Origin of the sequence: Agromyces sp. NPDC058136 (assembly GCF_042884375.1) — a bacterium.
GTDB lineage: Bacteria > Actinomycetota > Actinomycetes > Actinomycetales > Microbacteriaceae > Agromyces.
Genome location: NZ_JBHVUA010000003.1, coordinates 18862 through 43434, shown reverse-complemented (window position 1 = coordinate 43434; position 24573 = coordinate 18862). Strand labels below are relative to the sequence as shown.

At 70.7% G+C, this 24573-nt stretch carries 18 protein-coding genes; 11 read left to right on the top strand and 7 right to left on the bottom strand.

Annotated features, from left to right (window positions below):
• Window positions 1-79 precede the first annotated feature (79 nt).
• Window positions 80-1633 carry an SPFH domain-containing protein gene (locus ACFVTX_RS09675; RefSeq protein ID WP_386899488.1) on the bottom strand — a complete coding sequence of 518 codons (1554 nt, stop codon included), beginning with the start codon at window positions 1631-1633 and terminating at the stop codon, window positions 80-82.
• 135 nt (window positions 1634-1768) lie between these two features.
• On the opposite strand from ACFVTX_RS09675, the gene ACFVTX_RS09670 reads away from it, so the two are divergent.
• Both ACFVTX_RS09670 and ACFVTX_RS09665 read left to right on the top strand, forming a co-directional pair.
• Window positions 1769-2395, top strand: coding sequence for a TetR/AcrR family transcriptional regulator (locus ACFVTX_RS09670; RefSeq protein WP_386899486.1), 627 nt, complete (start codon window positions 1769-1771; stop codon window positions 2393-2395).
• A 51-nt stretch (window positions 2396-2446) separates the two neighbouring features.
• On the top strand, window positions 2447-3403 hold the full coding sequence (locus ACFVTX_RS09665; RefSeq protein ID WP_386899484.1) for a DUF389 domain-containing protein: 957 nt from the start codon (window positions 2447-2449) through the stop codon (window positions 3401-3403).
• 96 nt (window positions 3404-3499) lie between these two features.
• Here the strand turns inward: ACFVTX_RS09665 and ACFVTX_RS09660 are convergent, their stop codons facing one another.
• From ACFVTX_RS09660 to ACFVTX_RS09640, 5 genes are all read right to left on the bottom strand, one after another.
• Window positions 3500-6367, bottom strand: coding sequence for an immune inhibitor A domain-containing protein (locus tag ACFVTX_RS09660; RefSeq protein ID WP_386899482.1), 2868 nt, complete (start codon window positions 6365-6367; stop codon window positions 3500-3502).
• 231 nt (window positions 6368-6598) lie between these two features.
• Complete coding sequence (locus ACFVTX_RS09655) at window positions 6599-7273, bottom strand: HAD hydrolase-like protein (RefSeq protein ID WP_386899480.1); 675 nt, start codon at window positions 7271-7273, stop codon at window positions 6599-6601.
• 81 nt (window positions 7274-7354) lie between these two features.
• Window positions 7355-8050, bottom strand: a complete 696-nt coding sequence (gene nucS, locus ACFVTX_RS09650; RefSeq protein ID WP_386899478.1) for an endonuclease NucS — start codon at window positions 8048-8050, stop codon at window positions 7355-7357.
• A 9-nt stretch (window positions 8051-8059) separates the two neighbouring features.
• Entirely contained in the window at window positions 8060-9310 is a 1251-nt protein-coding gene (locus ACFVTX_RS09645; protein ID WP_386899476.1) for an MFS transporter, read from the bottom strand.
• 133 nt (window positions 9311-9443) lie between these two features.
• Complete coding sequence (locus ACFVTX_RS09640; protein ID WP_386899474.1) at window positions 9444-11756, bottom strand: M9 family metallopeptidase; 2313 nt, start codon at window positions 11754-11756, stop codon at window positions 9444-9446.
• A gap of 414 nt (window positions 11757-12170) precedes the next feature.
• Here ACFVTX_RS09640 and ACFVTX_RS09635 point away from each other — a divergent pair, with 414 nt between their 5' ends.
• The 9 genes from ACFVTX_RS09635 to ACFVTX_RS09595 all read left to right on the top strand — a co-directional run bounded on the left by ACFVTX_RS09635 (window position 12171) and on the right by ACFVTX_RS09595 (window position 23153).
• Window positions 12171-13445: an ABC transporter substrate-binding protein gene (locus tag ACFVTX_RS09635; protein ID WP_386899472.1), complete on the top strand. Its 1275-nt coding sequence runs from the start codon at window positions 12171-12173 to the stop codon at window positions 13443-13445.
• Window positions 13446-13449: 4 nt separating this feature from the next.
• A complete protein-coding gene (locus tag ACFVTX_RS09630) occupies window positions 13450-14421 on the top strand; it encodes a carbohydrate ABC transporter permease (RefSeq protein WP_386899470.1) in 972 nt (323 codons plus the stop codon).
• On the top strand, window positions 14414-15316 hold the full coding sequence (locus tag ACFVTX_RS09625; protein ID WP_386899468.1) for a carbohydrate ABC transporter permease: 903 nt from the start codon (window positions 14414-14416) through the stop codon (window positions 15314-15316). The genes ACFVTX_RS09630 and ACFVTX_RS09625 overlap by 8 nt, the downstream gene beginning before the upstream one ends.
• Before the next feature lie 3 nt (window positions 15317-15319).
• Window positions 15320-16429 (top strand): LacI family DNA-binding transcriptional regulator, encoded by a 1110-nt coding sequence (locus ACFVTX_RS09620; RefSeq protein WP_386899466.1) that lies wholly within the window; start codon window positions 15320-15322, stop codon window positions 16427-16429.
• Window positions 16426-18234, top strand: a complete 1809-nt coding sequence (locus tag ACFVTX_RS09615) for a beta-galactosidase family protein (protein WP_386899465.1) — start codon at window positions 16426-16428, stop codon at window positions 18232-18234. The genes ACFVTX_RS09620 and ACFVTX_RS09615 overlap by 4 nt, the downstream gene beginning before the upstream one ends.
• Window positions 18235-18334: 100 nt before the next feature.
• On the top strand, window positions 18335-19525 hold the full coding sequence (locus ACFVTX_RS09610) for a Gfo/Idh/MocA family protein (RefSeq protein ID WP_386899462.1): 1191 nt from the start codon (window positions 18335-18337) through the stop codon (window positions 19523-19525).
• 127 nt (window positions 19526-19652) lie between these two features.
• Window positions 19653-20696 (top strand): L-threonine 3-dehydrogenase, encoded by a 1044-nt coding sequence (gene tdh, locus ACFVTX_RS09605; protein ID WP_386899460.1) that lies wholly within the window; start codon window positions 19653-19655, stop codon window positions 20694-20696.
• 2 nt (window positions 20697-20698) lie between these two features.
• Window positions 20699-21886 (top strand): glycine C-acetyltransferase, encoded by a 1188-nt coding sequence (locus tag ACFVTX_RS09600; RefSeq protein ID WP_386899458.1) that lies wholly within the window; start codon window positions 20699-20701, stop codon window positions 21884-21886.
• Between the two features lie 154 nt (window positions 21887-22040).
• Window positions 22041-23153: a LacI family DNA-binding transcriptional regulator gene (locus ACFVTX_RS09595; RefSeq protein WP_386899456.1), complete on the top strand. Its 1113-nt coding sequence runs from the start codon at window positions 22041-22043 to the stop codon at window positions 23151-23153.
• Between the two features lie 21 nt (window positions 23154-23174).
• On the opposite strand, the gene ACFVTX_RS09590 is transcribed toward ACFVTX_RS09595, so the two are convergent.
• Window positions 23175-24566, bottom strand: coding sequence for an MATE family efflux transporter (locus tag ACFVTX_RS09590; RefSeq protein WP_386899454.1), 1392 nt, complete (start codon window positions 24564-24566; stop codon window positions 23175-23177).
• Window positions 24567-24573: the final 7 nt, after the last annotated feature.

Sequence of the window (24573 nt, the reverse complement as noted above, 5' to 3'; positions counted from 1 at the left end):
GGTGGCATATCAGTGACGTAGTGCCCGTCGAGACGGCACCGGCCGGCCGTCGGCGCCGTCGAACAGGCCGGCGCCGCTTCTACTCGGCGGAACGCGCCCGGCGGCCCGACTGCGTGGCCTCCGCAGCGCCCTCGCCGATGCCGCGGCCGAGGGCCTGGCCCTGGATGATCGCGGCGAGGTCGAGCCCGGTCGCGGCGTTCACGCTGTCGAAGACCGACTTCATGGCCTTGGCGCTGTCGGCACCGACGACCTCCGAGGCGCCGTCGCCCGAACCGCCGACGATCGAGACGCTCCCGATCGCCGCGTAGCCCTTCGAGAACTCCGCCATGATCGACGGCAGCACCTCGAGCACACGCTGCGAGAGGAAGGCGTCCTGGTTCGACGCGATGGCCTTGGCCTCGGCCTCGACGGCCGCGGCGCGCGCCTCGCCCTCGGCGCGAATGGCTTCCGCCTCGGCGTTCGCGAGCAGCCGACGCGTCTCGGCCTCGGCTTCGGCCTGCGCGCGCAGCGCGTTCGCCTCACCGGTGGCCTTCGCCTCGATGGCGGCGGCCTCACCCGCGGCGCGCGCCCTGTCGGCCTGCGCCTGCTGCTCTGCGATGCGGGTGCGGGCCTCGGCCTGCTTGACCTGCTCGATCGCGGCGGCCTCGGCGGCGCGCTCGCGGGTGTAGAGCTCGGCCTGCGCGCGCGTCTCGGCCTCGTAGCGCTGCGCGTCGGCGACGCGCTTGACGTCGGCGTCGAGCTGCGCCTGCTTGTTCTCGGCCTGCTGCTGGAGCACGGCCTGCTCGGCCTGCGCGCGGGCGAGCTGCTCGGCCTGCTCGGCCTCGGCGCGGGCGCGACCGATGCCGGCGTCGGCGTTGGCGGTGTTGGTGTCGAGCGCGGTCTGCTCGATGAGGTTCGCCTCTTTGTTGGCGATGTTCTTCTGGTTGATGGCGCGGTCGGCATTGGTCTGCGCGATCTCGGCGGACTGACGCTTCGCCTGGATCTCGGGGGCGCCGAGCGACTGGATGTACCCGACCTTGTCGGTGATGCCCTTGATCTGGAACGAGTCGAGGATGAGGCCCTGCTCGGCGAGCTCCTGCGAGACGTCGGCCGCGATCTGGTCGGAGAACTTCTTGCGTTCCCGCATGAGCTCTACGACCGACAGGGTCGCCACGATGCCGCGGAGGGCACCCTCGAGCTGCTCGGTCGTGAACTGCTCGATCGCGGCGTCCTGCGAGGCGAAGCGCTCGGCGGCGCGGCGCACGTACAGCGGGTCCGAGCCGATCTTGACGATCGCGACGCCGTCGACGTTGAGTGTGACGTTGTCGAGCGACTGCGCCTCGGCGTTCAACGAGACCTGACGCGACCGCAGCGAGATGATCTCGTGGCGCTGCGTGATGGGGTTGACGATCGACTTGCCGTTGACGATGACCGTGACCGGCGACTCCTCGAGCTGCGAGCTGCTCGTGCCGTCGGCGGCGATGACGGCGCGCTGCACCTTCTGCTTGCGACCCGAGATGACGAGTGCCTCGTCGGCGCGGGCGACCTTGATCCAGCTGCGGGCGAACAGCGCCAGGATGAGCAGCAGCACGATGGCGATGACCACCGCGAGGCCGATGATGACCAGAATGCCGACGGCTCCGGCGAACTCCATTGAACGACCTCCCATGATCGCCGTGCGGCGCGGTCTCGCGCCTGCACGATCGCCTCCCACCCTGCCAGACATCGGGGGCGCTCATGGTCACGGTCGAGTACCGTTGATCGTCGACCCAGAGGAGCAGCACCGCACATGAAGCCCGGCCCCAGGCGCAGCGTCAGCCAGTCCGACATCGTCGACGCCGCCTTCGAGATCCTCGAGGAGAAGGGCGTCGCCGCCGTCTCGGTGCGCGGCGTCGCCGGTGCGCTCGGGCTCACCCCGACCGCGATGTACACCTACTTCGCGTCGAAGAACGCACTGCTCCAGGCGATGGTCGAACACCTGCTCACGGGCGTCGCGGATGCCACGGAGCCCGACTGGCGCGACCGGGTCGTGTCCATCGCGCTCGCACTGCGAGCGAAGCTCGCCGAGCACTCCGGCGCGATGGTGCTCGTCACGAGCGGCCCGCTCGACGGCCCGAACGCGCTCTCGCTCGCCGAACGCCTTATCGAGAGCTTCGTCGAGGCCGGGCTCGCGGTCGACGATGCCGCACGCGCCGCGCATGTCGTGCGGGCGTTCGTCGTCGGTCAGTCGGCGCTCGAGGCGGCCCGTCGTGCGGCGCCGGTCGAGGCATCCGCACCGCAGCCCCTCTGGTCGGACTCGCGCCATCCGCTCGTCGAGCAGACCGAGCATCTCGCGCTCGACGGCGGTGACGACGCCGAGTTCGCCGCTGCCCTCGGTCGTGTGATCGACGGCTTCGCGCCCGCCGTCGTCTCCTGACCCGGCGCGCGTCGCCCCGCTGCGACGTGGTGTCTCGGTCACACTGAGTGGGTGCTGCATTTCAGGATGATCGTCCCGATCGAGCTGGCCGCGAGGGTCGATGCGGTGCTGGCCGAACACGGCGACGACATCTCGAACATCATCCGCTTCCCGGGGGTGGCGAGTCACCCGGACGGCGACCTGCTCCTGTGCGACGTCGCGCGGGGCACCGCGAGCGACGTGCTCGCCGAACTGCACGCCGTCGGACTGGATCGTCGAGGATCGATCGCGGTCGAGTCGGTCGACCTGGCGCTCTCGCGCACGGAGACGCGCTCGGCCACGGGGGCGTTCGGCGGGGACGACGACGCCGTGGTCTGGCAGGAGGTCGAAGCCCGAGCGGGCGACGAGGTCCGCCTCTCCGCGACCTTCCTCGTCTTCATGGCGGTCGCCACGATGATCGCGGCAGTCGGAGTCGTGACCGACCAGCCCATCCTCATCGTCGGTGCCATGGTCGTGGGCCCCGACTTCGGTCCCCTCGCGGCGATGGCCGTCGGCATCGTCCGCAGGCGGTGGCTCGTCGTCGGCCGCTCGGCGGTCGCGATCGTCATCGGGTACGTGTCGGCCATCCTTGTGACCGTCGCGTTCTCGTTGCTGATGATGGCGGTCGGGTGGTTTCCGCCCGACGCGCTCGACGCCGAACATCCGAACACCGGATTCATCTGGCAGCCGAACGTGCTCAGCTATGTGGTCGGCCTCCTCGCCGGCATCGCCGGGGTCCTCTCGCTGACGTCCGCCAAGTCGGGTGCGCTCGTCGGCGTGCTCATCTCGGTGACCACGGTGCCGGCGGCGGGGGCCGCGGCCGTGGCGTTCGCCTCCGGCGAGTGGGCGACGGCCGGAACCTCGCTCGTGCAGCTCGGGGTGAACCTCGTCGCGATCGTCACGGGCGGGGCAGTCACGCTCGCGGTGCAGATCGCGATCGTCCGCCGCAACGACCGTCGGCGTCGTGCGGCTCGTCGCACAGCGGCCTGACCGAATCGTCGAGCCGCTGAGGTACCCCGAACGCGGCGAGGCGCCGACCCCCGGAAGGGCCGACGCCTCGTCGATGTTGCGTTGGTGCGTTGCCGATCAGCCTGCCGTGGGGGGCATGATGCTGATGAGCGCGGCGGTGTTGCCCTTGAAGGCCTTCTTCACCGAGATGACGGTGCCGTAGCCCACGCCGGCGTCGGCGGGGTTGCCCGAGCCGAACGGCCCGACTCCGATGTCGAGACCGTCGTAGGCGGGCAGGCGGTTGCCGGCGAGGTCGTACAGCGGGGTGCTGTACAGGCCGTTGTCGACCGAGGGCACGACGGTCGAGGCGTCGCGGTCGCGGTAGAAGAGCGCACCGTCGGACTCGCGCAGGGCGAAGCCGGGCACCCAGCCGCGGTCGTCGGTGAAGGTGCTCACCGCGTCCTGGGCCGCGACGTCGGTGCAGTACTCGTCACCGGTGCCACCGATGAAGCACTCCGTGAACGGGTACGTCTTGGTGAGACCGAACGACGCGTTCGACGACTGGGCACGCGACGGCATGATGTTCAGCGTCGACGGGTCGGCGTCGGCCGCGGCACCGGTGCGCTGCAGCGGGTTGAAGTGGCTGTCAACGAGCAGGAGCCCGCCCTTCGCACCGTAGCTCGGCAGCGCCGCCTCGTTCGAGAGGATCTGGTTCGAGTTGCCGTACGTGGTGTCGCGGTACCAGATCAGGGCACCCGGCGCGTTGTACGCGAGCTTCTCGACCTTCCAGGCGCCGTCGCTGTAGACGGAGTTGTAGCCGTACTTCAGGCCTTCGTCGAAGCCGTCGAAGTTGCGCCACTCGACCAGGTAGTACTGGGCCTTCACCGACGAGCCGGTGTCGATGCGCCAGCCCGGGCCCGTGGTGTCGGCGAAGCTGCCGACCTTCGGGGTCCAGCCGTTCTCGCCCGACTCGACGTCGTCGCTCCACGTGGTGGTGGCGCCGCTCGTCAGCGAGAAGTCGTCGGCGAACCAGCCGCGCTCCTGGAAGGCGGCGTCGGTCGCCATGCGCAGGCGCACGCCGATCGTCTGGCCCGCGTAGGCCGAGAGGTCGACGTACTGGTGCTGCCAGCCGTCCGAGTCACCGGTGAGGCCGTACTTACGGTCGCCGAAGCCGTGCAGGTTGCCGTTCGGGTCGGCGTAGCCGTCGGGGGTGGTCGCCTCCGTGCCGTTCTCGTTGAACACCTTCTGGTCGGTCCAGGTGGTGCCGCCGTCGGTCGAGATCTCGACGAAGCCGAAGTCCCAGTCGGACTCGATCACGAAGTTGTTCCACATCCAGAACTTCGCGTCGGCGCCCACGTCGAGCGTGCGCTCGATGCGGATGTCGCCCCAGTCCTGGTCCGAGCCCGTGAACCACATGTTCTCGCCGCCGTGCGGTTCGGCGAGGGTGATGTGCTTGTCGGGGAGGTTGACCTTGACGCCGTCCTCGCTGCCCTTGAGGGGGCGCGAGTTCTGGCCGACCTTGACGGTCGTCTCGTCGTCACCGGGGTTCACGACGACGGGGTCGGCCCAGCCGAGCACCCACTTGTCCCAGAGGCCCATGTGCGACGGCATCGACTGGAAGATGGGGCCCGCGTGCGAGCCCGAGCTCATGAGGTCCCAGAAGTCGATGTCGCTGCTGCCGGCGTTCGAGGTGTCGTAGAGGTCGGGCAGACCGAGGTCGTGGCCGTACTCGTGAGCGAACACGCCGACGCCCGAGTCCTCGGGCTGCACGATGTAGTTCGACAGCTGGAGGTCGGTGCCGGGGATCGTCGCGCCGCCGAGGACGGCCGAGGAGTGCGCCCAGAGGGCGTAGGTGCCCTGAGCGCCGCCGCCGCCGGACTTGTCCTCACCGGCGTGCACGAGCACGACGTGGTCGATCACGCCGTCGGGCTCGTTGACGTTGCCGTCACCGTCGCGGTCGCCCTGGTCCTCGATGTCGTAGTCGGCCCAGGGGAAGTCGGGCTGTGCCGCGGCGAGGGCTGCGACCGCGTCGATCGGCAGCTGGCCGGGGCCCTTGGGGTTGTCGGGGTGGCCCTGCTGGTCCTGCATGGGACCGGCCACGTAGACGCCCTGGTCGTTCTGGTGGCACACCGTCGCGCCGTAGTACGCCTCGGAGTGGGGCACCGTGATCCACGGAGTCGCCTCACCGGTGACGGTGTAGGCGCCGTGCGACATCTCTTCGTACATCGACTTCATCGTGTAGCCCGAGATGTCGAAGCCGGGCTTGCCGTCGGGGCCGGTGAGGTCGGTGCGGACGCGCTCGGTGATGCCTTCGTCGGTGAAGAGCATCTTGTTGAAGTGCTCCGACGAGAAGTCGGGCACCCACATCGAGTTGTTGTCCTCGAGGTCGTAGTCGGCGGGGTTCGGGATGCCGTTGTGCAGGGGCCCGTTCTGGACGTTGCCGGGCTTGCAGGTGGTGGCGCCGAACTCGGTCGGCACATAGCTGCCGGTGAAGTCGTCGTTCGCCTCGTCGTTGAACTCGACGAGGATCGTGAGGAGCTTGGCCTCCTGGGTGACGTCGGCCTGCTTGTAGTTGGGGGCCTTCTTCGGCTTCTTCGCCTTCTTGTCGGCCTTGAGCTGCTCCTGCTTGAGCTGCTTCGGGCTCTTGCCGGTCTCGTTCGACTTGTTCTCGAGCTTCGCCAGACCGCTCGCGGCGATCGGGTTGCCGGCGGCGAACTTCGCGTCGACCTCCATCGCGGTCTCGAGGGCGGTCTCGGCGCTCGGGGCCACGACCTTGTTGCCGTGGATGTCGAAGACGGCTTCGTCATCGGCGCCCACCACGGCCTCGGCACGCGGGGCGACGTAGTTCATGTAGTACTCCGAGTCGCTGATCACCGGCGGCGATACCGGTGATTCAGCTGCGGCAGCGGTGCTCACGCCGAACGACACCATTCCGGTGGCGGCGAGTGCGAGCACCGGGACGACCGCGACCGCACGCTTGCGCGCGCGGCTGGTGAATCCAGACATGCTTCTCCCTTCGAGTGACTCGGTGGAGTGTGACCACCGAACCACGCACGGCGCCCGTCGGTAGACGGACGTAAACGGCATACTGCCGTGGGGTTGCCGTCCTATGGAAGAGCTGTGACGAAACTGTGGAGAAGGCCGCACGAGCGTTGCGTGAAACGGCGCGGATCTCCGGGGATGCCACCCGAAAGGGTGTCGTATTCACGCCAGATGGCGCGATTACGACAGCGGGAGTCAGCCGAGCAGGAGCCCGCGCAGCTGATCGGCCGAGTGCACCACGGCCATCGCGTCGCCGGCCTCGGCCGGCGAGCCGTAGCCCCACTCGACGAGGATGGTGGGCACGCCGTTCGCAAGGGCACCGAGGGTGTCGTAGCCGCGGTCGCCGACCATGACGGAGTGCGAGGTGTCGACGCCCTGCGCCTGGAGTCGGCGGAGCGCCTCGGCGACGACGTCGGCCTTCGTGCTGCGCGCTTCGTCGTCGCTGGCACCGGTGATCACGTCGAAGTACTCGGTGAGACCGGCGTGGTCGAGCACCTTGCGCGCCATGGTCTCGGGCTTGGAGGTCGCGAGGGCGACGGGCACGCCCGCGGAGTGCAGGCGTTCGAGCACGCCGGCGACCCCCGGGAACACGGGCGAGCGCAATACGTGCTCGCCGTAGTGGTCGCGGTAGACGTGCAGTGCCTCCCACGCCTCGGCGTCGTTGAAGCCCGCGGTCATGCGCAGGCTGTCGAGCAGCGGCGGGCCGACGTAGGCGCGCAGTTCCTCGTCGGAGGGCACGGGGGCGCCCATCTCGGCGAACATGTGGGCGAGCGAGCCGGTGATGTCGGTGGCGGAGTCGATGATGGTGCCGTCGAGGTCGAAGAGCACGGCCGACCACGTACGAGTGGGGGAGAGGGTCGGGGAAGTCACCGTGACATCCTAGGATGCGCAAATGCGAGCGATGCTCGAACTTCAGGGTCGCTCAGTGAATGCGCAGTGCGCGTTCAGCGATCAGAAGAGCCGGGAGTCGGCGTCGTCGACGCCGCGCATCGCGTCGTAGTCGAGCACGAGGCAGCGGATGCCCCGGTCCTCGGCGAGCGTGCGCGCCTGCGGCTTGATCTCCTGCGCGGCGAACACCCCCGTGACGGGCGCGAGCAGCGGGTCGCGGTTCATCAGCTCGAGGTAGCGGGTCAGCTGCTCGACGCCGTCGATGTCGCCGCGCCGCTTCAGCTCGACGGCGACGCTCGCGCCCGAGGCATCCGTCGCGAGGATGTCGACCGGGCCGATCGCCGTCATGTACTCGCGACGCACCAGCCGGTGCCCGTCGCCGAGCAGCTCGATCTGCTCGGCGAGCAGCTTCTGCAGGTGCGCCTCCACGCCGTCCTTCTGGAGGCCGGGGTCGATGCCCAGATCGTGCGCCGAATCGTGCAGCACCTCGTGGATCGAGACGATCAGCCGGTCGGCCGTCTTCTTGTGCGTGACCGTCCACAGCTCGACGACGCCGGCTTCGCGCTGCTCGTCGTCGGGCTCGCCCGTCGCGAGCGTGCAGGGCGGGCTCATCCAGTTGAGGGGCTTGTAGCTGCCGCCGTCGGAGTGCACGAGGAGGCTGCCGTCGCCCTTCACCATGAGCAGGCGGGTCGCGAGCGGAAGATGGGCTTGGAGCCGCCCCGCGTAGTCGACGGAGCAGCGGGCGATGACGAGACGCACCCGACGAGTCTACGTGCGGTCGGATGCCACGTGGCCGGCCTCGGCCCGGTCGCGCTCGCGCGCGGCGGGCGCCGCGATGGCCGAGAGCACGAGCAGCGCCAGGATGACGAGCAGGGCGTTGAGGATGCCGAAGTGCTCGCCGATGAAGCCGAGCAGCGGCGGGCCGGTGAGGAACGCGCAGTATCCGATGATCGCCACCGCGCTCACGCGCGCCGCCGAATCGGTCGGGTGGTCGGCGGCGGCCGACATGCCGACCGGGAACCCGAGCGAGGAGCCGACGCCCCAGAGCACCGTGCCGACGATCAGCATCCACGGCTCGGTGCCGAAGATGAACAGGCTGAGCCCCGCGATGCCGACGACCGCGAGGGTGCGCAGCACCGGCACCCGCCCGAAGCGGTCGAGCACCGGCCCGCCGAGCACGCGGCCGGCCGTGATCGCCACGGTGAACACGCCGAACATGAGCGCACCGGTCGTCTCGTCGTAGCCGTGGCCGTCGACGACCGCGAGGGCGAGCCAGTCGTTGGCGGAGCCCTCGGCGAACGACATGCCGAGCATGATCACGCCGATGAGGAGGAGGCGCACGTCGCCCCAGACGGCGAGGTTCGCCTTCAGCCGCTCGCGCCACGGCGGGCGCGGGGCGCCGCTGTGCGTGTCGTCGCCGACCTCGGCGCGGAGCGGCACGAAGCGCACGGCGACGACGATGCCGACGGCGATGAGCGCGGCGACCACGCCGAGGTGCACCGACACGGGCACGTCGAGGGCGGAGGCCCCCGCCGCGATCCCGGCACCGGTCACCGTGCCGAAGGAGAAGAAGGCGTGCATCATCGGCATGACGGTCTTGCGGAGTTCGCGCTCGGCCTCGGCGCCCTCGACGTTCATCATCACGTCGACCGCGCCGTTGCCGAAGCCGAACAGGGCGAGGCCGATCACGACGAGCGGCACCGACGGCACCAGCGAACCGCCGATACCGACGAAGACGAGCCCGGCCGAGACCGTGACGAGTGCGCCGATCATGCCGCGGCGGGCGCCGAGGCGGGCGAGCGCCCACGGCGCCGAGACGAGGCCGACGATCGACCCCGCCGAGCCGGCGAGGATCACGAGGCCGACGCCCTGCGTCGAGAGCCCGGTGTCGTCGCGGATGGCGGGGATGCGCGCCACCCAGCTCGCCATGCTGAGGCCGCTGAGGAAGAAGATGGCGAAGACGGCGTTGCGCCAGGCGATGAGTTCGCGTGCGGGGCGGGCGGCGGTCGGTTGTGCCATGGGGTCCTCGTCGGTGTCACGGTGGAGTCGAATCGATTCGATCACTGTACCCGAGCCGTCGAGGCGACGCACCCCCGAGACCGCTCGTGCGGCCCGGAGGTCCGGGCCGCACGAGGGTCTCATGGGATGCGACTCAGAAGCTCGCCGTGACGCTCACCCCCGAGAAGTCGGTCACGCCGGTGAGCCCGACGTAGTTCCAGCCCGCCTGCGGCCACTCGACGACGACCCGCTCCGCGGTGCTGCCCGGCACGGTCGATCGCGCGACGTGCGCGTTCCGGTCGGCCCACCCGTAGCAGTTGTAGTAGAGGTCGAGGTCGCCGGTGCCGCCCGAGGTCTCGACCGTCACGCGCGGGGTTCCGGCCGGCACCCAGATGAAGAGGTGGTCGGTCTGGCCCGCCGAGCCCGCACGCGCCGAGCGGACGCAGCCGTTGTCGAGCGTGCGCGGGTCGGCCGCATCGCATTCGGGCAGCCCGCCGGTGCCGCCGCCGCCGAGGTCCGCGCTGCAGTCGCCGGCGGCGCAGCGCTCGAGGTACGCCGCGAACTCGGCGTCGTAGCGCGTGCCGATCGTCTGGGTGAGGGTGGTGCGCGCCTCGTCCCACTGGCCGGCCCGATACGAGCCGAGCACCGTCTGCAGCTCGGCCGGGTGCTCGTTCAGCATGAACGCAACCGCGAGGTAGCCCCAGCGGTACACCCGCTCCTGGTCGCCGTAGACGGTGTCGAAGAGCTCGCTCAGCTTGTACGTGCCGCGCGCCGCCGCCTCCTGGGCGCCCGTGTACGCCTCGCCCCGGTAGTGGTACGAGATGTACTCCGCGAAGCCCTCGACCCACCAGATGGTGGGGGTGCGCATGCCGTCCTCGAAGTTGCCGTGCATGTTGAACCGGCCGTCGAGGAAGTGGGTGTACTCGTGGTTGAGGTTCCACACGGCGAAGCTCGGGCGCATCCACTCGGCCTCGTACGCGATGAAGCGCGCGACGTTGTCGGCCGCAGAGGGGTCGTCGCCCTCGAGGTACATGCCGCCGTTGTTCGTGTCGATGTCGAAGATGATCCCGGCGTAGCCCTGGTAGTCGCTGCTCGAGTCGAAGACGACCACCTCGATCTCGGAGTTGATGTCGTCGGGCACCGGACCCGGGTCCTTGGCGACAGCGTGGAAGAAGCGGTCCTGGCCGAGCAGGCTCGTGCAGCTCGACTCGAGCTCCGCCGCGGTCATCTGCTGGGCGCGGATCGTGATCGTGGGGGAGCACACGTGGTTCACCGTGAGCACCTTGGCCGCCACGCGTTCGGCGATGTCGCAGATGCCGTACTCGGCGCAGGAGTCGGGCTCGTAGTACTTCACCATGCCGGCGAGTGCGACGTAGAGCGGCGCGGTCGGGGCGTCGAGCGAGGTGCGGCTCATCAGGTCCTTGACGAGCCGCCGGGCCGTGTCGCGGATCGCGTCGTCGCCGAGGAAGCGCGCGAGTTCGCGGCCGGCGTTGGTCGGCAGGAAGCCGGAGTCGCCGCCGACGAGGTCGAGGTGCGCCACGGCGAAGTCGCGCAGGGTGGTGAGCACGCCGGGGTCGGCGGCGATGGTCGAGACGAAGGCCGGCACCTGGTGCCCGCGGAACATCACGGTGAAGGTGTTGTTCACGGCGTTGCGCATCCACCAGGATGCCTCGTACTCGGCGTCGTAGCCGGTGAGCAGCCGCTCGACGACGTCGAGGTAGCGCGCGTTGAGTTCGGCGCTGTCGATCAGGATGACCGCTTCACCCAGGATCTCGCCGTTCGCGTCGGTGACGTCGCGCGAGCGGGCGTTGCCGAAGTAGGCGTCGAGCGCCCCGGCCGTCGCGTCCGAGAGCGCGCTGCCGTAGTCGCCGACGTTCGCCGCGTCGTAGTACTGCACGTAGTAGCCGGCGCGGAGGAACAGCACCAGCTGCGCCGCCGAGGTCGAGTTGTCGCCGGGGTAGCTCTGCGCGACGGTGCGCAGTGCGTTCGCGACCGTGATCATCTGCGACTCCGCGAAGATCGCCTTCGCCTCGGCGCCCTTCACCGTGAACAGCTGGTTCACGCAGTCGGTCGCGCTGGCGCGGAGCAGGTCGACGAGCGCCTGGCCCTGCACCGCGGCGAATGCGGCGGCCGAGCACTCGGCCGCTGCGGCGCGTGCCGTCGACCGGCTCGCCGTCGCCGCGGAGGGGCGCTCGGGCAGTTCGACCGCCTGGCCGACCTCGGTGCGGTGCACGGCCTCGTTGGCCGTCAGCGGTGCGGTCGCCTCGAGGGCGTCGGTGCCCGTCGAGTCGGTTGCGCCAACGGAGTCGGCGGCGCCGATCTCGGACTCCGGCCCGGAGTTGGTCGTGGTCGCGGTCGCGGGGGGTGCGGCGTTCGCCGCGAGCGGGGTGCAGAGACTGAACATGAGCGTGAGCGACAGTGCGACTGCCGCCCCCGCCCCGCCTCGTCGTCGGAACGTCGTGGTCATCGTTGACCTCCATCGGTTGTCTGCCTGACGGTCGGAGAACCGGCACTGCGGGTTCCCGACCCTGTGCGGACTCCGGCGAGAGCCGGAGACGGCGCGTCTTCCTCGGTGCGCCGCGGACATACTGTCATGTATTACACATCACGCGCTACATATTGAACACAAAAATGTCCCCCGAATGGGTGGCGTCGAACTCGCCCTTCCGTATCGGCACCCCTGCCTGGCCCGCATTCGCAGGGTTCGCGACGAGCCCTCCGGCGCGCGATGTACCCCGTCGGCCGACGCCGCGAACGCGCGTTTGCGTCGGATGCGATCCGCCGCTACAGTCTCGTGTTAATCGTTTAGCTAAACGATTAACACTTGGCGGCCCCCACACCGCCCACCCCACACCAAGTGACAGATCCAAAGGAGGATCGGATGCTTCGAAGCGCACTCACCCGTCGCGGTGCCGCCGCTGTGGCACTGGCCGCAACGGCCGCCCTCGCGCTCAGCGCCTGCAGCGGAACGGGCTCGGAAGGCGAGGACGGCGAGACCGTCACCCTCGAGTACGGCTACTGGGACCAGACCCAGGACGACACGATGGAGAAGCTCGCCGAGGCGTTCACCGCCGAGCACCCCAACGTCACCGTCAAGCCCGTCATCGCTCCGTACAAGGAGTACTTCACGAAGCTGCAGACCTCGGTCTCGGGCGGTTCGGCCCCCGACGTCTTCTGGATGAACGGTCCGAACTTCCAGCTCTACGCATCCAACGGCATGCTCGCGCCGATCGACGAGACGCTCGTCGACCCGGCCGACTACTCGCAGGGCCTCATCGACCTGTACAGCTACGAGGGCGAGCTCTACGGCGCCCCGAAGGACTTCGACACCATCGCGCTCTGGTACAACAAGGAGCTCTTCGACGCCGCGGGCGTCGCGTACCCCGAGGCCGGATGGACCTGGGACGACCTCAAGGCGACCGCCGCGAAGCTCACCGACCCCGCGAAGGGCCAGTACGGCATCGCTGCCGCCCAGGCCGGCCAAGAGAACTACTACAACTCCATCGCGCAGGCCGGCGGCGAGGTCATCGACGCCGACGGCACCGAGTCGGGCTACGGCACCCCCGAGGCCCTCGCCGGCATCGAACTCTGGACGGACCTGATCGCGGCCGGCTCCTCGCCGACCGCGCAGCAGATGACCGACACGAGCGCCCAGGACCTCTTCTTCTCGGGCAAGGTCGCGATGTTCCAGAACGGCTCGTGGGCGGCCGGCGCGTACGCCGAGAACCCCGACATCGCCGACAAGGTGGACGTGGCGCCGCTCGCGGCGGGCCCCGAGGGCAACCAGAGCGTCATCCACGGCCTCGCCAACGTCGTCAACGCGAAGAGCGAGCACCCCGAGCTCGCGCAGGAGTTCGCCGCCTTCCTGAGCGGTGAAGAGGCTGCCGACATCATGGCCGAGTCGGGCGCCGTCATCCCGGCGTTCAACGGCAAGCAGCAGGCGTGGGTCGACGCCCTGCCGCAGTACGACCTGCAGGTCTACATCGACGCCCTCGAGACCGCCGTGCCGTACCCGGTCTCGAAGAACACGGCCGCATGGACCTCGATCGAGAGCGAGATCCTCTCGCAGGTCTGGGCGGGCACGGTCTCGCCGAAGGACGGACTGCAGCAGCTCGCCGAGCAGATGCAGGCAGCACTCGACGCGGAGTCGGAGTAAGCACATGACCGACCTGATCGCGCAGCGCGCCGCCGCGCCGATCTCCGAGCTCGACCGGGGGCGGCCCAGCGCCGCCCCCGGGCGGGCCCGCCGTCGCCGCGGCCCCGGGCAGTCGTCCTGGTGGGCGCTGCTCTTCATCGGCCCCACGGCCGTGGGCATCCTGGCCTTCTACCTCTGGCCGACGGTGCGCACCTTCTTCATGTCGTTCACCGAGTCGGGCCCCTTCGGCGGCTCCGAGTTCGTCGGGCTCGACAACTACGTGCGCCTCGCGCAGGACCCCGAGCTCCTCGGCGCACTCCGCAACACGGCGATCTACACGGTGGTCGCGCTCATCGGCATCCCCCTCGCCGTGGGGATCGCCGCCCTGCTCAACACCGCCGGTCTCCGCGGCCGCGGTGTGTACCGCACCCTCTACTTCATCCCGGTCGTGACCATGCCGGCCGCCATCGCGCTCGTCTGGCGCATGATCTACAACGGCGACTACGGCGTGCTCAACGAGGTGCTCGGCGTCTTCGGCATCGAGGGCAAGAGCTGGCTCACCGACCCGAACACCGCCCTCATCGCGATCGCCGTGGTGGGAATCTGGGCCGGCCTCGGCAGCAACATCGTGATCTTCCTCGCGGGGCTCCAGGGCATCCCCGACACGGTCATGGAGGCCGCCGACCTCGACGGCGCCGGCCCGGTGCGCAAGTTCTTCTCGATCACCATCCCGCTGCTCTCGCCGTCGATCTTCTTCGTCAGCGTCATCAGCGTGATCGGTGCGCTGCAGGTGTTCGACCTCATCTACATGATGCTCGGCACGGCCAACCCGGCGATGCCGAACACCCGCACCATCGTGTACCTCTTCTACGAGGCGGGCTTCATCGACAACGAGAAGGGCTACGCGGCCGCGATCGCGTTCCTCCTGCTCATCATCATCCTCGTGCTGACCGTCGTGCAGTTCCGGCTGCAGAAGAAGTGGGTGCACTATGAGTGACGTCTCCCTCGACACCCGGGCGATGACCGGGGCTCCGGCCGAGGCATCCGCCCCTCGCCCGGCGCGCCGCCCCGGCCGCCGCAACCGCGGCCACTGGCTCGTGCACCTGCTGCTCGCCGGCGGCGCCGTGCTCATGATCTTCCCGTTCGTGTGGCAGACACTCACCGCGTTCAAGACCTTCCAGGACTCGGTGCAGGTGCCGCCGATCGTGTTCCCCGACCCGTGGGTGTTCACGAACTTCACCGAGGTCTTCGAGACGATGCCGTTCGGGCAGATGTTCCTGAACTCGGTGCTCCTCACCGTCGGCCGCACGCTCGGCCAGGTCGTGCTCTGCACGATGGCGGGCTACGCGTTCGCACGCATCCCCTTCCGGGGGCGCAACGCCCTGTTCGTGGTGTTCCTCTCGGTGCTCATGGTGCCCTCGCAGCTCTACCTGCTGCCGCAGTACGAGATCATCCAGTCGCTCGGTTGGCTGAACACGCTGCAGGCGCTCATCGTGCCCGGCATCTTCAGCGCGTTCGGCACCTTCCTCATGCGGCAGTTCTTCATGTCGATGCCGGCCGAGCTCGAGGAGGCGGCGCGCATCGACGGGGCGAACCCGTGGCAGACGTTCTGGCGCGTCATGGTGCCGCTCGCGAAGCCGGGCATCATCGCCCTCACGGTGTTCACGGTCCTCTGGTCGTGGAACGACCTGCTGTGGCCCCTCGTCGTCACGACCGATCCCGAGAAGATGCCGCTCTCGGTCGGCCTGTCGCAGCTCGTCGGCATGCACGGCACTGACTACCCTGTGCTGATGGCGGGCGCACTGCTGGCGACGCTGCCCATGCTGGTCACGTTCATGATCCTGCAGAAGCAGTTCATCCAGGGCATCGCATTCTCGGGATCGAAGGGGTGACGGATGCCACGCACAGCTGATGCCAACGGCGACGCCGGCGGGAACGGCGGGGCGACCCGCGCCGGGCGCCGTCGGCCGACCCTGCGAATGGTCGCCGAGCTCGCCGGGGTCTCGACCGCGACGGTCTCGTACGTCTTCTCGGGGCGCGGCGGCGGCGAGTCGGGTTCCGGGGTCGCCGAGCCCACCGCCCGCCGCGTGCTCGACGCGGCCGAGCAGCTGAACTACCGGCCGAACCGCGCCGCGCGCACCATGCGGACCGGCCGCAGCGATACCGTCCAGCTCGCGCTGCACATGCTGAGCGACCCGTGGTCGCTCGCGGTGGCCGACGCGGTGAACGTCGAGGCGAACCGGCACGGGCTGACCACGCTCATCCTCGCCGACGGCGACTGGCACACGGCGCTCGACCGGGTCGAGAGCGACGTGGCGTACCTCGACCTCGTCGGCGACTCGCCCGAATCGCGTGCGAGGCTCGCGAGCCTCGTGGACCGGGGCCAGCGACTCGTCGTCTTCTCCGAGACGCTCGACGCCGAGGGCTACGACGTGATCCGTTCCGACGCGATCCCGGGTTGCGAGCTCGCGATGGAGCACCTGCTCGAACGGCACACGGTCATCGGATGCCTCGCCTCCGAGGCGTCCTTCGCGGGGAGCACGACGGGGGTCACCCGCTACACCCCGTACCTCGAACGGCTGCGTGCGCACGGCATCGAGCCCGACCCCGCGCTCACCGAGACCTTCGCCGACACGCAGGCGAGCGCGTTCACGGCGGCGGTGGCCTTGCTCTCGGGCGAGCGCCGCCCGACCGCGATCTACGCGACGACCGACTTCGCGGCGATCGCGGCGATCAACGCGGCGCACATGCTGGGCCTGCGGGTGCCGCACGACGTCGCGATCATGGGCGTCGGCAACACCCCCGATGCGCAGCTCGTCGCGCCGTCGCTCACGACGGTGGGCCCGACCGACTTCTACGAGCGGCAGGCCGAGATCATCGTGGGGCGCGCCCTCGAGCAGTCGCCGGCGGAGCCGAGCGTCCACGAGTTCCCGTGGTCGCTCGTTCCCGGCGGGTCGACCGATCTCGACGCGCCGCCGCGTGGGCTGCAGGGGTCGACGGCATGACGCTCTCGATCTCCGCCGGCGGGTTCTCCCTCGACGGCGAGCCGTTCCGCGTCCTCTCGGGCGCCGCGCACTACTTCCGTTCGCAGCCCGAGCAGTGGCCCGCGATCATGCAGTCGCTCCGGGCGATGGGCCTCAACACCGTCGAGACCTACCTCGCGTGGAACTTCCACGAGCCCGAGGAAGGCGTCTGGCGGAACCTCGATCGGATCGACCGCTTCCTCGACGCCGCGGGGGAGGCCGGGCTCCGCACCATCGTGCGCCCCGGCCCGTACATCTGCGCGGAGTGGGACAACGGCGGGTTCCCGTCGTGGCTGACCGGCCGGGTCGGCCGCGCGCTCCGCACGAGCGACGAGTCCTTCCTCGCGCCGGTCCGGCGGTACCTCGACCGGGTGGTGCCCCGGTTCGCCGCTCACCCGAGCCTCCTCATGGTGCAGATCGAGAACGAGTACGGCTCGTACGGTGCCGACGCCGAGTACCTCGACGCGCTCGCCGCAGCACTCGTCGACCGCGGCGTCGACGTGCCGCTGTTCACGAGCGACGGGCCGAGCGACGTCGCCCTCACCGGCGGTTCGCGCCCGCAGCACCTCGCGACCGTGAACTTCGGTTCGAACGCCGCCGGCGCCTTCGACACCCTCCACGCGATCCGCCCCGACAGCCCGCCGTTCTGCATGGAGTTCTGGTGCGGATGGTTCGACCACTGGGGCGGCGGTCACGTCACGCGCGACCCCGAGGATGCCGCCGCGTCGCTGCGCGAGATCCTCGAACGCGGTGGCTCCGTGAACCTGTACATGGCGCACGGCGGCACGAACTTCGGCACCTGGGCGGGGGCGAACCACGTGCCCGCGCCCGGTGGCGGGGAGCGCCTCCAGCCGACGGTGACGAGCTACGACTACGACGCCCCGCTCGACGAGCGGGGGGCGCCGACCGAGAAGTTCTTCGCGTTCCGCCGCGAGTTCGCCGCCGTCGCCGCGCTCGCCGCGGGCGACGGGGCACGGCAGACGGGCCGGCCGGGGGAGCTGCCCTCACTGCCCGAGCTGCCGCCGCTCGTCGAGCGCGCCGAGGTCGCGATGACGTCGCGCGCACCGCTCGAGTTCACCCTCGACGGGGGCTCGTGGGCCTACCCGCCGAGCTTCGAACAGCTCGGCCTCGACCACGGGCTCGTGCGGTACCGCACGACCATCCCCGGCCCGCGGGCGCCGCGACCGCTCACCCTCGAGGGCCTGCGCGATCGTGCGCACGTCTTCGTCGACGGCGAGCTCCGGGCGATCGTCGACGGCGACGCCCCGGTCGTCGACGGGGTCGCCGGGCCCGCCGAGCTCGAGATCGTCGTCGAGTCGATGGGGCGGGTGAACTACGGCCCGCGTCTCGGCGAGACGAAGGGCCTCGGCGCCGTGCGGCACCGGGAGCAGCAGCTCGGCGGATTCGTCGTCGACGCGCTGCCCCTCCCCGAGCTCCCGGCGATCGACTGGGGCGCACACGCCGGCTCCGCGTCGGCGAGCCCGTCGCGGCCCGGCCCCGCCTTCCACCGGGGCACCCTCGAGCTCACCGCCGCCGGCGACGGCCACCTCGACCTCTCGGGCTGGTCGAAGGGCTACGCCTGGGTCAACGGCTTCTGCCTCGGCCGCTACTGGGAGCGCGGGCCGCAGCTCTCGCTGTACGTCCCGTGGACGGTGCTCCGCGAGGGCGTCAACGAGATCGTGCTGCTCGACCTCGACGGGGCGGGTCCCGGAAGCACCCCGGGCACCGTCGTGCTCACCCCGAACCCCGTCCTCGCACCCGAACCGGCCCCCGAAGCCGGTCGCTGACCCTCACCCATCCTGCCGCCGCACCCGCCGGCCCCGTCACTCACCCGGCCGGCAGGCTGCGCCGCGAACGAACATTCTCACCATCTGCAAGGAGTCACCCGTGGATCTCAACATCGGCATCGTCGGTTACGGCGCCCGCGCGACGCTCGCGAAGGAGGCCCACCGTCCGGGTCGCGGTTCCCGCGTCACGGCCGTCTGCGACCTCTCCGAGCGTTCGCGGGCCGAAGCCCGCGAGGCGCTGCCCGAGGCATCCGTCACCGACTCGCTCGACGAGCTGCTCGCGAGCGGAATCGACGCGGTCATGGTGCTCACCCCCGACCACCAGCACGCGCCCGTCGCGATCGCGGCGCTCGAGGCGGGGGTGCCCGTCTTCTGCGAGAAGCCGCTCGCCGTGACGGTCGAGGACGCCGACGCGATCCTCGAGACCGCCCGCCGCACCGGCACGCGCCTGTACGTCGGCCACAACATGCGTCACATGTCGGTGGTGCTGCTCATGCGCCGGCTCATCCTCGAGGGGCGCATCGGCGAGGTGAAGGCGGTCTGGTGCCGCCACTTCGTCGGCAACGGCGGCGACTACTACTTCAAGGACTGGCACGCCGAGCGCGAGAAGACGACGGGCCTGCTGCTGCAGAAGGGCGCGCACGACCTCGACGTCATCCACTGGCTGGCGGGCGCCTACACGACCGAAGTCCAGGCGATGGGCTCGCTCAGCGTCTACGGCGACATCGACGACCGCCGCGACCGCTCGGGCGAGCGCATGCGCGACTGGTTCAGTCTCGACAACTGGCCGCCGACGGCGCAGACCGGCCTCAACCCGGTCATCGACGTCGAGGACATCTCGATGGTGAACATGCGGCTCGGCAACGGAGTGCTCGCGAGCTACCAGCAGTGCCACTTCACGCCCGACTACTGGCGCAACTACACGGTCATCGGCACCGAGGGCCGCATCGAGAACTTCGGGGATGTCTCGGGGTCGGAGGTGCGGCTCTGGAACCGCCGGCACCAGGGCGCGGCGCCCGCCGACGAGACCTTCATCGTCCCCGAATCGCCCGAGGACGTCGGGCACGACGGCGCCGACGCGCTGCTCGTGGCCGAGTTCTTCCGCTTCGTGCGCGACGGCGGGCTGACCGAGACGTCGCCGGTCGCCGCACGCGAGGCCGTCGCCGTCGGCATCCGCGCGACCGAGTCGCTGCGCGGCGAGGCCGGCACCCTCGAGGTGCCGCAGCTCGACCCCGAGCTCGTCGCGTACTTCGACGCGGGGCAGGTCGAGCCCGCCGCGGCGCGAGCCTGAGTCATCCGAGGCGATCCACCGCCTCGCGCCGATACGATGTTCGAGTCATCCGGCGCACCCACCGGACCAACCGCATGAACCGCCGCACCCAGCGGTTCGTGCGCCGAAACAACGGAGTTCTCCAGCGATGAAGGCCCTCTACAAAGCCGCCCCCGGCGCCGGTTTCGAGTTCGTCGAACGGCCCGAACCGACCCCCGGTCCCGCCGACGTGAAGATCCGGGTGCTGCGCACCGGCATCTGCGGTACCGACCTGCACATCGAGAAGTGGGACGACTGGGCCGCGTCGAACATCGCGACGCCGCTCATCGCCGGGCACGAGTTCTACGGCGAGGTCGTCGAGGTCGGCCCCCTGGTGCACGACGTCGCCGTCGGCGACCGGGTCTCCGGCGAGGGCCACGTGGTGTGCGGCATGTGCCGCAACTGCCGCGCCGGCCGCCGGCAGATGTGCATCCGCACCCTCGGCGTCGGCCTGCACCGCGACGGCGCCTTCGCCGAGTACATCGTCATCCCGGGCCAGAACGTGTGGGTGCACCACTCGCCGGTCGACCCCGAGGTCGGCGCGATCTTCGACCCCTTCGGCAACGCCGTGCACACGGCGCTCGCGTTCTCGGTCGTCGGCGAGGACGTGCTCGTCACCGGCTGCGGCCCCATCGGCCTCATGTCGATCGCGGTCGCCCGTCACGTGGGCGCTCGCTTCATCGTCGCCTCCGACGTCTCGCCCGCGCGCCTCGAGCTCGCCCGGCAGTTGGGCGCCGACGACGTCGTGGACGTCTCGACGGAGCGCGTGCGCGAGGCGCAGACCCGGCTCGGGATGCGCGAGGGCTTCGACGTCGGCTTCGAGATGAGCGGGGCGCCGAAGGCGCTGCCCGAGATGATCGAGAACATGAACCACGGCGGCCGCATCGCGATGCTGGGCCTGCCGAGCGAGCCCTACGCGATCGACTGGGGCAAGGTCGTCACGCACATGCTGACGCTCAAGGGCATCTACGGACGCGAGATGTTCGAGACGTGGAACTCGATGAGCGCGATGCTGCAGACGAGCGAGGTGCTGCGCGAGCGCGTGGCATCCATCATCAGCGATCGCTTCGCCGCGCGCGACTGGCGCGAAGCGTTCGACGTGGCCGCCTCCGGCGGCGTGGGCAAGGTCATCCTCGACTGGACGGAGGTCTGAGCATGTACGGAACGGTGAGAGATCAGCTGCGCGCCGAGCTCGACGAGATCGAGGCCGCCGGCCTCACGAAGCGCGAGCGCGGCATCCAGGGTCCGCAGTCCTCCGAGATCGCGGTCGCCGGCCGTGAGGTGCTGAACTTCTGCGCCAACAACTACCTCGGGCTCGCGAACGACCCGCGCATCATCGCGGCGGCGCACGACGGGCTCGACGAGTGGGGGTACGGGCTCGCGAGCGTGCGCTTCATCTGTGGCACGCAGGAGCTCCACCTCGAGCTCGAGCAGCGCGTCTCCGAGTTCCTCGGCTACGACGACACGATCCTCTTCTCCTCCTGCTTCGACGCGAACGGCGGGGTCTTCGAGACCCTGTTCGGGCCCGACGACGCGATCATCTCCGACGAGCTGAACCACGCCTCGATCATCGACGGCATCCGCCTGTCGAAGGCTCGCCGGTTCCGTTACAAGAACCGCGACCTCGCCGACCTCGAGGCGCAGCTCGTCGCCGCGGCCGATGCGCGCCGCCGCGTGATCGTCACCGACGGCGTCTTCTCGATGGACGGCTACATCGCCCCCCTCGCCGAGATCTGCGACCTCGCCGACCGCTACGACGCGCTCGTCTTCGTCGACGACTCGCACGCGGTCGGCTTCGTCGGCGCGAACGGCCGCGGCACCCCCGAGCTCTGCGGCGTCGAGGGGCGGGTCGACATCACGACCGGCACCTTCGGCAAGGCGCTCGGCGGGGCATCCGGCGGCTATGTGGCCGCGAGGCAGGAGATCGTCGACCTGCTGCGCCAGCGCGCGCGCCCGTACCTCTTCTCGAACACGCTCGCGCCCGCGATCGTCGCGGGCACGATCGAGGCGCTGTCGCTGCTCTCGTCGTCGGGCGAGCTGCGCACGCGGCTGAACGCGAACGCGGCGCTGTTCCGCGAGCTGATGGATGCCGCGGGCTTCGAGCTGCTGCCCGGCCGGCACCCGATCGTGCCGGTCATGTTCGGCGACGCCGCCCTCACCGCGCGCATCGCAGCCGAGCTGCAGACCCGCGGCGTGTTCGTCACCGCGTTCTCGTACCCCGTCGTGCCGAAGGGGGCCGCCCGCATCCGCGTGCAGCTCTCGGCGGCCCACACGGAGGACGAGATCCGGCGTTGCGTCGCGGCCTTCGTCGAGGCGCGCGACGCGGTCGTCCCCGTCGCCTGAGGAGCGTTCCCGTTGGTCGAGGAGCGAGCGACGCAGGAGCACGCGTCTCGAAACCCGGCGCCCGTTCCCGTTGGTTGAGGAGCGAGCGACGCAGGAGCGCGCGTCTCGAAACCCCCGCACCCCATTCGAATCGATTCGGCCTAGAATCGGGCGCATGCAGCCCGAACCTGCCGAGCCAGCCTCCGCACCGGTCACCGCGCCGGCGCAGCCCCCGTCGCGTCCGACGCTCGCCGACGTCGCCGCGCACGCCGGCGTCTCCGCGTCGACGGCCTCGCTCGCCTTCAGCGGTTCGGGTCCCGTGTCGGATGCCACGAAGCAGCGCGTCTTCGACGCCGCCGCCGCACTCGGCTACGGCGGCCCCGACCCGCGCGCCCGCTCACTGCGGCGCGGTCGTTCGGGCATCGTCGGGGTGGTGCTGGAAGAGCGGGTGCGCACGGCGTTCCTCGACCCGGTGAAGATCCAGATGCTCGACGGCATCGCCGAGGGCATCGCCCCGCTCAGCGCGGGGCTGCTGCTGCTCACCGATTCGGGCGGGGCAGGCGGCGCCGGTGAGCATGCGGTGAGCATCGAGAGCGCGCCCGTCGACGCGGTCGTGCTCGTCGGGTGCAGCCCGCGGCTGGCCGAGTCGGTCGAGGTGCTCCGGCGGCGTGGCATCCCGGCCGTCGCCATCGAGGGAGCCGCCGACGACGGGGTTCCCGAGATCTCGATCGACAACCTGCCGGCGACGCGGCGCGGCGCCGAGTACCTCCGGGAGCTCGGGCATACCCGCGTCGCGATCGTGACCCTCCCCGTCGATGCGGCGCGCACGCGCGGCCCGCTCACGCCCGAGCTCGAGCGCGACTGCGCCGTGGGTGTGACGAGCGAACGGCTGGCGGGCGCCCGGACGGTGTTCCCCGAGGCTCCCGCACAGGTCGCAGGGGCGAGCTCGATCGAGGAGGGGCGCGACGCGGCGCTCGCCCTGCTCGCCGACCCGTCGGCACGGCCGACCGCGATCATCGCGCAGAGCGACCTCCTCGCGGCCGGCGTGATCCTCGCCGCCGAGGAGCTCGGCATCGCCGTGCCCGCCGAGCTCAGCGTGGTCGGTTTCGACGGCATCCGCGTCGACGGGCTCCAGCACGACCTGACGACGCTCGTGCAGCCCTCGGTCGCGAAGGGTCGCGCTGCGGGCGAGGCCGTGGTGAGCCTCCTCGCGGGCGAGCAGCCCGACTCGGTGTGCTTCACGAGCACGCTCCACGTCGGCGACACGACGGCCGCGCCCCCGCGCTGAGCACTCGGCCGCCGGGGCGGCTCAGGCCGGGGCGCCGGTGACCAGCCAGCGGTCGCCGCGGGCGCGCAGCGAGAGCGTCACGGCGCGGGCCGCGAGGTACCCGATCGCGAACGCCGCCATGAGCCACGCCGGGCCGGCCGCGCCGGGCGGAGCGACGGCGACGACGCCGAGCGCGAGCGGCACGAACACGGCGAGGTTCACGAGGCCCGTCCACGCGAGGTAGCGGGCGTCGCCCGCGCCGATCAGCACGCCGTCGAGCACGAACACGAGCCCGCCGAGCGGGGCCGAGAGCCCGAGCACGACGAGCGCGGGCGGCAGCAGCGCGGCGACCTCGGCCGAGCTCGTGAACAGCCCGGGCAGCACCCAGGCGCTCGCGACGAGCACGGCGCCGAGCACGGCGCCCGAGCCGATTCCCCATTCGATGCAGCGCCGCAGGATCTGCCGCACCACGATGACGTCGCCGGCTCCGAGCGCCCGCCCGATGAGTGCCTGCGCGGCGATCGCGAGGGCGTCGAGGGCGAAGCCGAGGGTGAAGTAGATCGTCATCGCGACCTGGAACGCCGCCAGCTCGTTCGAACCGAGCGCGGTCGCCGCCCACGTGGCGAGCAGCAGGGCGACGCGCAGGCTCGCGGTGCGCAGCAGCAGCCACCCGCCCGACGCGGCGCCGCGCAGCACGCCGGCGTGGTGCGGCCAGGGGCTCGCCCCGGCGCGCGCCGCGTGCCGCTGGACGACGACGAGGTAGACGAGCACCATGCCCCACTGCGCGACGACGGTGCCGACGGCCGAGCCCGCGATGCCCCACCCGGCGACGTAGATGAACAGGTAGTTGAGCACGATGTTGACGGCGAAGCCGATGCCCGCGACCCAGAGCGGGGTGCGGGTGTCCTGCAGACCGCGCAGCAGGCCGGTCGCGGCGAACACGATGAGCATGGCCGGCAGCCCGAGCATCGAGATCGAGAGATAGACGGATGCCTCGGCCGCGACCTCGCTCGTCGCCCCGAACGCGTCGACGAGCCAGGGCGCCGCGAACCAGCCCGCGACGGCGAGCACGACGCCGATGCCGAGCGCGAGCCAGAGTCCGTCGATGCCGGCCGCGACGGCGCCGCGCAGATCGCCCGTGCCGACCCGTCGGGCGACCGCGGGCGTGGTCGCGTAGGCGAGGAACACCATGAGCCCGATGATCGTCTGCAGCACCGCGCTCGCGAGCCCGAGCCCGGCGAGCGAGGTCGCCCCGAGGTGGCCGACCATCGCGGTGTCGGCGAGCAGGAAGAGCGGTTCTGCGATGAGCGCGCCGAGCGCGGGCACGGCGAGCCGCAGGATGTCGCGGTCGACGGTGCGGTTCGCGGACGTCGGCGCGGCGGCGGGTGCGGCGGGCGCGGGCTCGGACTCGGGTGCGGTGGGCTCGGTGCTCATGTCCCTT

Excerpts from the sequence above, each read along its gene's own strand:
- ACFVTX_RS09590 (WP_386899454.1), bottom strand. The coding sequence starts at position 24,566 with ATGAGCACCGAGCCCACCGCACCCGAGTCCGAGCCCGCGCCCGCCGCA.
- ACFVTX_RS09645 (WP_386899476.1), bottom strand. The coding sequence starts at position 9,310 with ATGGCACAACCGACCGCCGCCCGCCCCGCACGCGAACTCATCGCCTGG.
- ACFVTX_RS09675 (WP_386899488.1), bottom strand. The coding sequence starts at position 1,633 with ATGGAGTTCGCCGGAGCCGTCGGCATTCTGGTCATCATCGGCCTCGCG.
- ACFVTX_RS09640 (WP_386899474.1), bottom strand. The coding sequence starts at position 11,756 with ATGACCACGACGTTCCGACGACGAGGCGGGGCGGGGGCGGCAGTCGCA.
- ACFVTX_RS09635 (WP_386899472.1), top strand. The coding sequence starts at position 12,171 with ATGCTTCGAAGCGCACTCACCCGTCGCGGTGCCGCCGCTGTGGCACTG.
- ACFVTX_RS09670 (WP_386899486.1), top strand. The coding sequence starts at position 1,769 with ATGAAGCCCGGCCCCAGGCGCAGCGTCAGCCAGTCCGACATCGTCGAC.
- tdh (WP_386899460.1), top strand. The coding sequence starts at position 19,653 with ATGAAGGCCCTCTACAAAGCCGCCCCCGGCGCCGGTTTCGAGTTCGTC.
- ACFVTX_RS09620 (WP_386899466.1), top strand. The coding sequence starts at position 15,320 with ATGCCACGCACAGCTGATGCCAACGGCGACGCCGGCGGGAACGGCGGG.
- ACFVTX_RS09660 (WP_386899482.1), bottom strand. The coding sequence starts at position 6,367 with ATGTCTGGATTCACCAGCCGCGCGCGCAAGCGTGCGGTCGCGGTCGTC.
- ACFVTX_RS09625 (WP_386899468.1), top strand. The coding sequence starts at position 14,414 with ATGAGTGACGTCTCCCTCGACACCCGGGCGATGACCGGGGCTCCGGCC.
- ACFVTX_RS09630 (WP_386899470.1), top strand. The coding sequence starts at position 13,450 with ATGACCGACCTGATCGCGCAGCGCGCCGCCGCGCCGATCTCCGAGCTC.
- ACFVTX_RS09600 (WP_386899458.1), top strand. The coding sequence starts at position 20,699 with ATGTACGGAACGGTGAGAGATCAGCTGCGCGCCGAGCTCGACGAGATC.
- ACFVTX_RS09595 (WP_386899456.1), top strand. The coding sequence starts at position 22,041 with ATGCAGCCCGAACCTGCCGAGCCAGCCTCCGCACCGGTCACCGCGCCG.
- ACFVTX_RS09615 (WP_386899465.1), top strand. The coding sequence starts at position 16,426 with ATGACGCTCTCGATCTCCGCCGGCGGGTTCTCCCTCGACGGCGAGCCG.